This window comes from Enterobacter cloacae complex sp. 418I7 (assembly GCF_050030705.1).
GTDB lineage: Bacteria > Pseudomonadota > Gammaproteobacteria > Enterobacterales > Enterobacteriaceae > Enterobacter > Enterobacter intestinihominis.
On record NZ_JBLGUU010000001.1, the window covers coordinates 2977959 to 2990521 of the forward strand.

Below are 12563 nucleotides of genomic sequence, written 5' to 3' on the forward strand. Positions count from 1 at the left end.
AGAACGTATAACGATGAAAGGCAGTAACAAATCCCGCTGGGCAATCGCCGTTGGTCTGATTGTGGTGGTCCTGGCCGCCTGGTACTGGCACAGCCAGTCCGCGAACTCCACGGCACCTGCTGGCGCCAATAGCCCCTCACAACGTCCAACGGGCGGCGGGCGCCACGGTATGCGCGGCGCGGCGCTGGCACCGGTACAGGCGGCAACGGCGGTGAATAAAGCGGTGCCTCGTTATCTCTCCGGGCTGGGAACCATTACCGCCGCCAACACCGTGACGGTACGTAGCCGCGTGGACGGTCAGCTGATGGCCATCCACTTCCAGGAAGGCCAGCAGGTGAAAGCCGGCGATCTGCTGGCGGAAATCGACCCAAGCCAGTTTAAGGTGGCTCTGGCGCAGGCGCAGGGGCAGCTCGCGAAAGACAAAGCCACCCTCGCCAATGCCCGCCGCGATTTAGCCCGCTATCAGCAGCTGGTAAAAACCAACCTCGTGTCGCGCCAGGAGCTGGATACCCAGCAGTCTCTGGTCAGTGAATCTCAGGGCACCATCAAGGCCGACGAAGCCGCGGTCGCCAGCGCCCAGCTCCAGCTCGACTGGAGCCGGATCACCGCGCCGATTGACGGCCGCGTGGGCCTGAAACAGGTTGATATCGGCAACCAAATCTCCAGCGGCGACACCACGGGCATCGTGGTGATCACCCAGACGCACCCTATCGATCTCGTCTTTACCCTGCCGGAAAGCGACATTGCGACGGTGATACAGGCGCAGAAGGCCGGAAAAGCGCTGGTGGTTGAAGCCTGGGATCGCACCAACAAGCAGAAGCTGAGCGAAGGTTCGCTACTTAGCCTGGATAACCAGATCGATACCACCACCGGCACCATCAAGCTTAAAGCACGCTTCAACAATCAGGACGATGCCCTGTTCCCGAATCAGTTCGTCAATGCGCGAATGCTGGTCGCGACAGAAGAAAACGCCGTGGTGATCCCGACGGCGGCCCTGCAAATGGGCAGTGAAGGCAACTTTGTCTGGGTGCTGAACAGCGAAAACAAGGTTAGCAAACATCTGGTGAAAACCGGGATCCAGGACAGTCAGACGGTGGTGATCAGTGCCGGGCTGTCCGCTGGCGACCGCGTCGTAACCGACGGTATTGACCGTCTGACCGAAGGGGCGCAGGTCGAGGTGGTGGAAGCGCAGAATACAGGAGCAAAAGCCTGATGCAGGTGATGCCGCCGAGCTCTACAGGTGGGCCATCACGCCTGTTTATCTTACGTCCGGTTGCGACGACCCTGTTGATGGTGGCGATCCTGCTGGCCGGGATCATTGGCTACCGTTTTCTGCCCGTGTCGGCGCTGCCGGAAGTGGACTACCCGACCATTCAGGTTGTCACCCTCTATCCGGGCGCCAGTCCGGATGTGGTGACGTCCGCCATCACCGCCCCGCTGGAGCGCCAGTTCGGCCAGATGTCTGGCCTGAAGCAGATGTCCTCCCAGAGCTCCGGCGGCGCCTCGGTCGTCACGCTTCAGTTCCAGCTCACGCTGTCGCTGGACGTCGCCGAGCAGGAGGTGCAGGCCGCGATTAACGCCGCCACTAACCTGCTGCCGTCTGACCTGCCGAATCCACCGGTTTACAGCAAGGTCAACCCGGCAGACCCGCCGATCATGACCCTTGCCGTCACCTCCTCCGCCATGCCGATGACTCAGGTGGAAGACATGGTCGAAACCCGCGTGGCGCAGAAGATTTCGCAGGTGACCGGCGTCGGGCTGGTGACGCTGGCGGGCGGTCAACGCCCCGCTGTGCGCGTTAAGCTCAATGCCCAGGCTATTGCCGCGCTGGGGTTAACCAGCGAAACCATTCGCACCGCCATCAGCAGCGCCAACGTTAACTCAGCGAAGGGCTCGCTGGACGGCCCAACCCGTGCGGTCACGCTCTCCGCCAACGACCAGATGCAGTCCGCCGATGAGTACCGTCAGCTGATTGTGGCCTATCAAAACGGCGCGCCGATCCGCCTCGGCGACGTGGCAACCGTCGAACAAGGCGCGGAAAACAGCTGGCTCGGGGCGTGGGCTAATAAGCAGCAGGCGATTGTCATGAACGTTCAGCGCCAGCCGGGCGCGAACATTATTGATACCGCCGACAGCATTCGCACCATGCTGCCGCAGCTGGTGGAAAGCCTGCCAAAATCGGTGAGCGTGAAAGTGCTTTCTGACCGCACCACGAATATTCGCGCCTCGGTGTCAGACACCCAGTTCGAGCTGATGCTGGCGATTGCGCTGGTGGTGATGATCATCTACCTGTTCCTGCGCAACGTTCCGGCAACCATCATTCCCGCCGTCGCCGTGCCGCTCTCGCTGGTCGGGACGTTTGCGGTGATGGTGTTCCTCGACTTTTCGATTAATAACCTGACGCTGATGGCGCTCACCATCGCCACCGGGTTCGTGGTGGACGATGCCATCGTGGTCATCGAGAACATCTCGCGCTATATCGAAAAAGGTGAAAAGCCCTTAGCCGCCGCGCTGAAGGGCGCAGGAGAAATTGGCTTTACCATCATCTCGCTCACCTTCTCGCTGATTGCGGTGCTGATCCCGCTGCTGTTTATGGGCGATATCGTCGGGCGGCTGTTCCGCGAGTTTGCCGTGACGCTGGCGGTCGCCATTCTGATCTCTGCCGTGGTGTCGCTGACGCTAACGCCGATGATGTGCGCCCGCATGTTGAGCCACGAATCTTTGCGCAAGCAAAACCGCTTCTCGCGCGCCTCCGAGCGGATGTTCGAGCGCATTATCGCCGCCTACGGCCGCGTGCTGGCGAAAGTCCTGAACCATCCCTGGGCGACGCTCGGCGTGGCGCTCGGCACCCTGGCGCTCAGCGTGATGCTGTGGATTTTCATTCCGAAAGGCTTCTTCCCGATTCAGGACAACGGCATTATTCAGGGCACGCTTCAGGCGCCGCAGACGGTCTCCTTCGCCAACATGGCGCAGCGCCAGCAGCAGGTGTCTGAGATCATCATGAAAGATCCGGCGGTGGAAAGCCTGGCTGCCTACGTGGGCGTGGACGGCACCAACCCGTCGCTCAACAGCGCGCGCCTGCAAATTAACCTTAAACCGCTCGATGACCGCGACGATCGCGTCAACGCGGTAATTGAGCGACTGCAAAGCGCGGTGGCGCGCGTGCCGGGCATTGAGCTGTATCTGCAACCGATCCAGGATTTAACCATTGATACGCAGGTGAGCCGCACGCAGTACCAGTTTACGCTCCAGGCCACATCGCTTGATGCACTCAGCACCTGGGTGCCGCAGCTGGTGGATAAGCTGAAAGCACTGCCGCAGGTTTCTGACGTCAGCAGCGACTGGCAGGATAAAGGGCTGGCGGCGTACGTGAACGTCAACCGCGACACCGCCAGCCGTCTGGGCATTACCATGTCCGACGTGGATAACGCCCTGTATAACGCCTTTGGTCAGCGACTGATCTCCACCATTTACACCCAGGCCAACCAGTATCGCGTGGTGCTGGAACATAACACCGAGAACACGCCCGGGCTTGCCGCGCTGGACTCGATACGCCTGACCAGCAAAGACGGCGGGATTGTGCCGCTCAGCGCCATTGCCAGCGTGGAAGAGCGCCACACCCCGCTGTCGATTAACCATCTCGATCAGTTCCCGTCCACCACCATTTCGTTCAACGTGCCGGATGGGTATTCGCTGGGCGAAGCGGTGGAGGCCATTCTGGGCGCGGAGAAAGAACTCAGCTTCCCGTCCGATATTCAGACCCAGTTTCAGGGCAGTACGCTGGCGTTCCAGGCCGCGCTGGGCAGCACCGTCTGGCTGATTGTCGCGGCGGTGGTGGCGATGTATATCGTGCTTGGCGTGCTGTATGAGAGTTTCATCCACCCGATCACCATCCTCTCCACCCTGCCGACAGCGGGCGTGGGGGCGCTGCTGGCGCTGATGCTGGCGGGGAGCGAACTGGACGTGATTGCGATCATCGGCATCATCCTGCTTATCGGCATCGTGAAGAAAAACGCCATCATGATGATCGACTTTGCGTTGGCCGCCGAGCGCGAGCAGGGTATGGCGCCGCGCGAGGCCATTTACCAGGCCTGTCTGCTGCGTTTTCGCCCGATCCTGATGACCACCCTCGCCGCCCTGTTGGGCGCCCTGCCACTGATGCTAAGCACCGGCGTGGGGGCCGAACTGCGCCGTCCGCTGGGCATCGGCATGGTCGGCGGTCTGCTCGTGAGCCAGGTGCTGACGCTGTTTACCACGCCGGTTATCTACCTGCTGTTTGACCGTCTGGCCCTGTGGACGAAAAGCCGCTTCCCGAAACGTGAAGAGGAGGCGTAAGTGAAGTTTTTCGCCCTCTTCATTTACCGTCCGGTGGCGACGATTTTACTCTCCGTCGCTATCACCCTGTGCGGCGTGCTCGGCTTCCGGCTGCTGCCGGTGGCCCCGCTACCGCAGGTCGATTTCCCGGTGATCATGGTCAGCGCCTCGCTGCCGGGTGCTTCGCCGGAAACCATGGCCTCATCGGTGGCGACGCCGCTTGAGCGATCGCTTGGGCGAATTGCCGGGGTTAACGAGATGACCTCCAGCAGTTCGCTGGGCAGCACGCGCATCATTCTGGAATTTAACTTCGACCGGGATATTAACGGTGCGGCGCGTGACGTGCAGGCTGCGATTAACGCCGCCCAAAGCCTGCTGCCGAGCGGCATGCCGAGCCGTCCAACCTACCGCAAGGCCAACCCGTCCGATGCGCCGATCATGATCCTGACGCTTACGTCAGAGACCTACTCCCAGGGCGAGCTGTACGATTTTGCCTCCACCCAGCTGGCGCAAACCATCGCCCAGATTGACGGCGTGGGTGACGTGGATGTCGGCGGCAGCTCCTTGCCCGCCGTGCGCGTGGGGCTGAATCCGCAGGCGCTGTTTAATCAGGGCGTGTCGCTTGACGACGTACGATCCGCTATCAGCAACGCCAACGTGCGTAAGCCGCAGGGTGCGATTGAGGACAGCAGCCACCGCTGGCAGATCCAGACCAACGACGAGCTGAAAACCGCCGCCGAGTATCAGCCGTTGATTATTCACTACAACAACGGCGCGGCGGTGCGCCTGAGCGACGTCGCCAGCGTCACCGATTCGGTGCAGGACGTGCGTAACGCCGGGATGACCAATGCCAAACCGGCGATTTTGCTGATGATCCGCAAGCTGCCGGAAGCCAACATCATTCAGACGGTGAACAGCATCCGCGCGCGGCTGCCGGAGCTTCAGGAAACCATTCCGGCGGCCATCGATCTCCAGATTGCGCAGGACCGCTCCCCCACCATCCGCGCCTCGCTTGAAGAGGTAGAGCAAACGCTGATCATCTCCGTCGCGCTGGTAATTCTGGTGGTGTTCCTGTTCCTGCGCTCGGGGCGCGCCACGCTGATCCCGGCGGTGGCGGTCCCGGTATCGCTGATAGGCACCTTTGCCGCCATGTACCTGTGCGGGTTTAGCCTTAACAACCTGTCGCTGATGGCGCTGACGATTGCTACCGGGTTTGTGGTGGATGACGCCATCGTGGTGCTGGAGAATATCTCGCGTCATCTGGAAGCGGGCATGAAGCCGCTCCAGGCAGCGCTTCAGGGGACGCGCGAAGTGGGCTTCACGGTCCTGTCCATGAGCCTGTCGCTGGTGGCGGTGTTCCTGCCGCTGCTGCTGATGGGCGGCCTGCCGGGGCGACTGCTGCGCGAATTTGCCGTCACGCTCTCCGTCGCCATTGGTATCTCACTGGTGATTTCGCTGACGCTAACGCCGATGATGTGCGGCTGGATGCTAAAGCGCAGCCAACCACACTCACAGCCGCGCAGGAAAGGCTTTGGCCACGTCCTGATGGCGATGCAGTCCGGCTACGGCAAATCGCTGAAATGGGTGCTGAACCACACGCGTATTGTCGGGCTGGTGCTTATCGCCACCATCGGGCTCAACGTCTGGATGTATATCACCATCCCGAAAACCTTCTTCCCGGAGCAGGATACCGGCGTGCTGATGGGCGGTATTCAGGCAGACCAGAGCATTTCGTTCCAGGCGATGCGCGGCAAGCTTCAGGACTTTATGAAAATCATCCGGGAAGATCCGGCCGTAGACAACGTTACCGGCTTTACCGGCGGCTCGCGCGTTAACAGCGGGATGATGTTTATTACCCTTAAGCCGCGCGGTGAACGTCACGAAACGGCGCAGCAGATCATTGACCGCTTGCGGGTGAAGCTCGCCAAAGAGCCGGGGGCGAACCTGTTTTTGATGGCCGTTCAGGATATCCGCGTCGGCGGACGACAGGCTAACGCCAGCTATCAGTACACCCTGCTCTCGGATGACTTAGCCGCCCTGCGCGAGTGGGAGCCGAAGATCCGTAAAGCGCTGGCCGCGCTGCCGCAGCTGGCGGACGTGAACTCCGACAGCCAGAACAACGGCGCGGAGATGGCGCTCACCTACGATCGTGAAACTATGGCCCGCCTGGGCATTAACGTGGAGGCGGCCAACAGCCTGCTTAACAACGCCTTCGGGCAGCGTGAAGTCTCCACCATCTATCAGCCGATGAACCAGTACAAGGTGGTAATGGAAGTCGATCCGCGCTACACCCAGGACATCAGCGCGCTGGACAAGATGTTTGTGATCAATGATGACGGCAAGGCGATCCCGCTGTCGTACTTCGCCAGCTGGCAGCCGTCGAACGCGCCGCTGTCAGTGAACCACCAGGGGCTTTCCGCCGCCTCGACCGTGTCGTTTAACCTGCCAACCGGCTCGTCGCTGTCTGAGGCCAGCGATGCCATTAACCGCGCCATGACCCAGCTCGGGGTGCCCTCCTCCGTGCGCGGCAGCTTTGCCGGTACGGCGCAGGTGTTCCAGGACACCATGAACTCGCAGGTCATTTTGATCCTGGCGGCCATTGCCACGGTGTACATCGTGCTGGGCGTGCTGTACGAAAGCTACGTGCATCCGTTGACCATTCTCTCCACGCTTCCCTCTGCGGGCGTGGGGGCGCTGCTGGCGCTGGAGCTGTTCGGTGCTCCATTCAGCCTCATCGCGCTCATTGGGATCATGCTATTAATAGGTATTGTGAAGAAAAACGCGATAATGATGGTCGACTTTGCCCTGGACGCCCAGCGCAACGGCAACCTGACGCCGGACGAGGCGATATTCCAGGCCTGTCTGCTGCGTTTTCGCCCGATCATGATGACTACGCTGGCCGCGCTGTTCGGCGCACTGCCGCTGGTCATATCCGGCGGTGACGGCTCTGAACTGCGCCAGCCGCTGGGGATCACGATCGTTGGCGGCCTGGTGATGAGCCAGTTGCTGACGCTCTACACCACGCCGGTAGTCTATCTGTTCTTTGACCGCCTGCGGCTGCGTTTTTCGCGTAAAAAGAGAACCACGGTGACCGAGTAAATGACCGACCTACCCAGTAACGTTCGCTGGCAATTGTGGATCGTCGCGTTCGGCTTCTTTATGCAGTCGCTGGACACGACCATCGTGAACACAGCCCTCCCCTCAATGGCGAAAAGCCTGGGGGAGAGCCCGCTGCACATGCATATGGTGATTGTCGCCTACGTGCTGACGGTCGCCGTGATGCTGCCCGCCAGCGGCTGGCTGGCGGATAAAGTCGGCGTGCGAAACATCTTTTTCACCGCCATTGTGCTGTTTACCACCGGCTCGCTGTTTTGCGCCCAGGCCAATACCCTTGACCAGCTGGTGATGGCGCGCGTGCTACAGGGCGTCGGCGGCGCGATGATGGTGCCCGTCGGGCGGTTAACGGTGATGAAAATTGTTCCGCGCGCGCAGTATATGGCGGCGATGACCTTCGTCACCCTGCCCGGTCAGGTCGGCCCGCTGCTGGGCCCGGCGCTGGGCGGTATTCTGGTGGAGTATGCCTCCTGGCACTGGATCTTCCTGATCAACCTGCCGGTCGGTATTATCGGCGCGATTGCCACCCTGACACTGATGCCGAACTATAAAATGCAGACCCGGCGCTTTGATTTCTTTGGCTTCATCCTGCTGGCAGCTGGCATGGCGACGCTCACCCTGGCGCTCGACGGGCAAAAAGGGCTGGGGATCTCCTCCCTGTCGCTCGCCCTGCTGGTAGCGCTGGGTGTCACCGCCATTCTCTGGTATCTGTGGCATGCCAGAGGCAACGCTAACGCGCTGTTTAGCCTGAACCTGTTCAAGAATCCCACCTACCGTCTTGGTCTGTTCGGCAGCTTTGCCGGACGCATCGGCAGCGGCATGTTGCCGTTTATGACGCCGGTATTTTTACAGATTGGGATGGGCTTCTCGCCGTTCCATGCCGGGCTGATGATGATCCCGATGGTGCTCGGCAGCATGGGGATGAAGCGTATTGTGGTGCAGGTGGTAAACCGCTTTGGCTATCGCCGGGTGCTGGTGGCCGCCACGCTCGGGCTGGCGCTGGTTAGTCTGCTGTTTATGACCGTGGCACTGCTGGGCTGGTACTACATCCTGCCGCTGGTGCTGTTCTGCCAGGGGATCATCAACTCCATGCGCTTCTCGTCGATGAACACCCTGACGCTGAAAGATCTGCCGGACGAACTGGCGAGCAGTGGTAACAGCCTGCTGTCGATGATCATGCAGCTCTCTATGAGCGTGGGGGTCACGGTCGCCGGATTGCTGCTCGGCATGTACGGTCAGCACCATCTCAGCGCCGACACCCCCGTCGCGCATCAGGTCTTTTTATACACCTACCTCAGCATGGCGGTAATTATCGCCCTGCCCGCTTTTATCTTTGCCAGAGTACCGAATGACACGACCAAAAACGTTGTGATCCGACGCGGCAAAAGGAGTGCACCATGAAATTCTGGCGTCCGGGGATCACCGGTAAGCTTTTTGTGGCGATTTTCGCCACCTGTATCGTCCTGCTGATTACCATGCACTGGGCGGTGCGGGTCAGCTTTGAGCGCGGCTTTATTGACTACATCAAGCACGGTAACGAACAGCGCTTACAGGGCTTAAGCGACGCGCTGGGGGAACAGTATAGCCTGCACGGTAACTGGCGTTTTCTGCGCAATAACGATCGTTTTATATTTCAAATTCTGCGCTCGCTGGAGCACGATAATGACGACGACCGCCCGGGGCCGGGCATGCCGCCGCACGGCTGGCGCACCCAGTTCTGGGTGATCGATCAGGAGATGCACGTGCTCGTTGGCCCGCGCTCGCCGGTACCGCCGGACGGTACAAAGCGCGCCATTACCTCGAACGGCGCCACGGTGGGCTGGGTTATTGCCTCGCCGGTCGAGCGGCTGACGCGCAACACCGACATCAACTTTGATCGCCAGCAGCGCCAGACCAGTTGGCTGATTGTCGCGCTTTCTACCCTGCTTGCGGCGCTCGCCACCTTCCCGCTGGCGCGCGGCCTGCTGGCGCCGGTTAAACGCCTGGTGGAAGGCACGCATAAGCTGGCGGCGGGTGATTTCTCGACCCGCGTGGACACCCGCAGTCAGGATGAACTGGGCAAGCTGGCGCAGGACTTCAACCAGCTCGCCAGCACGCTGGAGAAAAACCAGCAGATGCGCCGCGACTTTATGGCCGACATTTCGCACGAGCTGCGCACCCCACTGGCGGTGCTGCGCGGTGAGCTGGAGGCGATTCAGGACGGCTTGCGGCAGTTCACCCCCGAATCCGTGGCCTCGCTACAGGCGGAAGTCGGTACGCTGACCAAGCTGGTGGACGATCTGCATCAGCTTTCCATGTCCGATGAAGGCGCCCTGGCCTACCAGAAAGCCCCAATCGACGTGATCAATATCCTTGAAGTCGTGACCGGCGCGTTCCGCGAACGCTTCGCCAGCCGTGACCTGAAAATCAACCTCTCGCTGCCTGACAGCGCGGTGGTATTCGGCGACAGAGATCGCCTGATGCAGCTGTTCAATAATCTGCTGGAGAACAGCCTCCGCTACACCGACGGCGGCGGCGGGTTGCATATCTCCGGCAAGCAGGAGAACGGGCGCTTTGCCCTGACCTTTGCGGACTCCGCCCCTGGCGTGAAGGATGCGCAGCTGGAAAAACTGTTCGAGCGCTTCTATCGCACCGAAGGTTCACGCAACCGCGCCAGCGGGGGCTCCGGCCTTGGGCTGGCGATTTGCGTAAACATTGTGGAGGCGCATGGTGGCACCATCCGCGCCGCCCATTCGCCTTTTGGCGGGGTTAGCATTACAGTAGAGTTACCTCTGGAACGGGATTTATCGAGGGAAGCATGACCGAGTTACCGATTGACGACAACACACCGCGTATTTTGATCGTGGAAGACGAGCCTAAACTTGGGCAACTGCTGATCGACTATTTGCGCGCTGCGAGCTATGCGCCAACGCTTATCAGCCACGGCGACCAGGTGCTGCCCTACGTGCGCCAGACGCCGCCGGATCTGATCCTGCTGGATCTGATGCTGCCGGGTACTGACGGCCTGACCCTGTGCCGGGAAATTCGTCGTTTCTCCGATGTGCCCATCGTGATGGTGACGGCCAAAATCGAAGAGATCGACCGTCTGCTGGGGCTCGAAATCGGCGCTGACGATTACATCTGCAAGCCTTACAGCCCGCGGGAGGTGGTCGCTCGCGTGAAAACCATCCTCCGCCGCTGCAAGCCGCAGCGTGAATTGCAGGTGCTGGATGCGCAAAGCCCGCTGATCGTCGACGAAAGCCGCTTCCAGGCGAGCTGGCGCAGCAAACTATTGGATCTCACCCCCGCGGAGTTCCGCCTGCTGAAAACCCTCTCCCACGAGCCGGGAAAAGTGTTTTCCCGCGAGCAGCTGCTCAACCATCTGTATGACGATTACCGCGTGGTGACCGACCGCACCATCGACAGCCACATCAAAAACCTGCGCCGTAAGCTGGAGGCGCTGGACGCCGACCAGTCGTTTATTCGCGCGGTGTACGGCGTGGGGTATCGCTGGGAAGCGGATGCGTGCAGGATTGCCTAGTCAGTTGCGGGACAATCCAGGCCGGGTAAGGCGAAGCCGTCACCCGGCACAAGAACTTTACCTCCCCGCCCCGCAGCGCTACAATGCCCGCCCTTAAAGTGGGGGATCTCCCCTTACCGCTGCACCTGGTGCACGCGGATCTGACCTGTCATCAGAACGAGAACAAACATGTTTAAACCGGAACTCCTTTCCCCGGCGGGAACGCTGCAAAATATGCGTTACGCTTTCGCCTATGGCGCCGACGCCGTCTACGCGGGCCAGCCGCGCTATTCGCTGCGCGTGCGTAACAACGAATTCAACCACGAGAATCTTCAGCTCGGCATCAATGAAGCGCATGCCCTGGGCAAAAAATTCTACGTGGTGGTGAACATCGCGCCGCACAACGCCAAGCTGAAAACATTCATTCGTGACCTGAAGCCGGTCGTGGAGATGGGGCCGGACGCACTGATCATGTCGGACCCGGGTTTAATCATGCTGGTTCGGGAGAACTTCCCTGATATGGACATTCACCTCTCGGTGCAGGCTAACGCCGTCAACTGGGCAACGGTGAAATTCTGGAAACAGATGGGGCTGACCCGCGTCATTCTGTCTCGCGAGCTGTCTCTCGAAGAGATCGAAGAGATCCGCACCCAGGTGCCGGATATGGAGATCGAAATCTTCGTTCACGGCGCGCTGTGCATGGCCTACTCCGGCCGCTGCCTGCTCTCTGGCTACATCAACAAGCGTGACCCGAACCAGGGCACCTGCACCAACGCCTGCCGCTGGGAATATAACGTTCAGGAAGGCAAAGAGGATGACATCGGTAACATCGTGCATAAACACGAGCCGATCCCGGTCACCAACGTTGAGCCAACGCTGGGTATCGGCGCGCCTACCGACAGCGTGTTTATGATCGAAGAAGCCAAACGTCCGGGTGAGTACATGACCGCCTTCGAAGACGAGCACGGCACCTACATCATGAACTCGAAGGATCTGCGCGCCATCGCGCACGTGGAGCGTTTAACCCAGATGGGCGTGCACTCCCTGAAAATCGAAGGCCGCACCAAGTCCTATTACTACTGCGCTCGTACCGCGCAGGTGTATCGCAAAGCCATCGACGATGCCGCCGCCGGTAAACCGTTCGACACCAGCCTGCTGGAAACGCTGGAAGGCCTGGCGCATCGCGGTTATACCGAAGGTTTCCTGCGTCGACATACCCACGACGACTACCAGAACTACGAGCATGGCTATTCGATTTCCGAACGCCAGCAGTTTGTAGGCGACTTCACCGGCGAGCGTAAAGGCCCGCTGGCCGCCGTCGCCGTAAAAAACAAATTCACCAAAGGCGACAGCCTGGAGCTGATGACACCGCAGGGCAACATGAACTTCCGCCTGGAGCATCTGGAAAACAAAAAAGGTGAGGCGATTGAGGTCGCACCTGGCGACGGCCATGTGGTCTGGCTGCCGGTTCCTGAAGAAGTAGAGCTGGAGTTTGCGCTGCTGATGCGCAATTTTGAAGGTGAAAATACCCGAAATCCGCACGGCAAATAGTCAATCAACGGGATTTTTTCACGCTGGGATAATTCTTAGAATCGGATCACATACCGCTTCGTTCAATACGGGTATTATCCCCCCG

At 60.2% G+C, this 12563-nt stretch carries 7 protein-coding genes; all 7 read left to right on the forward strand.

Annotated features, from left to right (window positions below; genetic code table 11):
- Window positions 1–13: 13 nt before the first annotated feature.
- The 7 genes from ACQG0S_RS14440 (at window position 14) to yegQ (ending at window position 12478) form a co-directional block, all read left to right on the forward strand.
- The gene (locus ACQG0S_RS14440; protein ID WP_063146242.1) at window positions 14–1213 is read left to right on the forward strand and encodes an MdtA/MuxA family multidrug efflux RND transporter periplasmic adaptor subunit; all 1200 of its coding nucleotides are present in this window, start codon (window positions 14–16) and stop codon (window positions 1211–1213) included.
- Window positions 1213–4335, forward strand: coding sequence for an MdtB/MuxB family multidrug efflux RND transporter permease subunit (locus ACQG0S_RS14445; RefSeq protein ID WP_426750534.1), 3123 nt, complete (start codon window positions 1213–1215; stop codon window positions 4333–4335). The genes ACQG0S_RS14440 and ACQG0S_RS14445 overlap by 1 nt, the downstream gene beginning before the upstream one ends.
- Window positions 4336–7413 (forward strand): multidrug efflux RND transporter permease subunit MdtC, encoded by a 3078-nt coding sequence (gene mdtC / locus ACQG0S_RS14450; RefSeq protein ID WP_022648648.1) that lies wholly within the window; start codon window positions 4336–4338, stop codon window positions 7411–7413.
- Window positions 7414–8829, forward strand: coding sequence for an MFS transporter (locus ACQG0S_RS14455; RefSeq protein ID WP_032623937.1), 1416 nt, complete (start codon window positions 7414–7416; stop codon window positions 8827–8829).
- Complete coding sequence (baeS, locus tag ACQG0S_RS14460; protein WP_023306582.1) at window positions 8826–10229, forward strand: two-component system sensor histidine kinase BaeS; 1404 nt, start codon at window positions 8826–8828, stop codon at window positions 10227–10229. The genes ACQG0S_RS14455 and baeS overlap by 4 nt, the downstream gene beginning before the upstream one ends.
- The gene (baeR, locus tag ACQG0S_RS14465) at window positions 10226–10948 is read left to right on the forward strand and encodes a two-component system response regulator BaeR (RefSeq protein ID WP_015572364.1); all 723 of its coding nucleotides are present in this window, start codon (window positions 10226–10228) and stop codon (window positions 10946–10948) included. The genes baeS and baeR overlap by 4 nt, the downstream gene beginning before the upstream one ends.
- Before the next feature lie 168 nt (window positions 10949–11116).
- Window positions 11117–12478 carry a tRNA 5-hydroxyuridine modification protein YegQ gene (yegQ, locus tag ACQG0S_RS14470; protein ID WP_038416385.1) on the forward strand — a complete coding sequence of 454 codons (1362 nt, stop codon included), beginning with the start codon at window positions 11117–11119 and terminating at the stop codon, window positions 12476–12478.
- The last annotated feature ends 85 nt before the right edge of the window (window positions 12479–12563 follow it).

Bases quoted from the DNA above. Each gene is read 5' to 3' on its own strand.
- yegQ (WP_038416385.1), top strand. From the start codon at position 11,117: ATGTTTAAACCGGAACTCCTTTCCCCGGCGGGAACGCTGCAAAATATG.
- baeR (WP_015572364.1), top strand. From the start codon at position 10,226: ATGACCGAGTTACCGATTGACGACAACACACCGCGTATTTTGATCGTG.
- ACQG0S_RS14455 (WP_032623937.1), top strand. From the start codon at position 7,414: ATGACCGACCTACCCAGTAACGTTCGCTGGCAATTGTGGATCGTCGCG.
- baeS (WP_023306582.1), top strand. From the start codon at position 8,826: ATGAAATTCTGGCGTCCGGGGATCACCGGTAAGCTTTTTGTGGCGATT.
- ACQG0S_RS14440 (WP_063146242.1), top strand. From the start codon at position 14: ATGAAAGGCAGTAACAAATCCCGCTGGGCAATCGCCGTTGGTCTGATT.
- ACQG0S_RS14445 (WP_426750534.1), top strand. From the start codon at position 1,213: ATGCAGGTGATGCCGCCGAGCTCTACAGGTGGGCCATCACGCCTGTTT.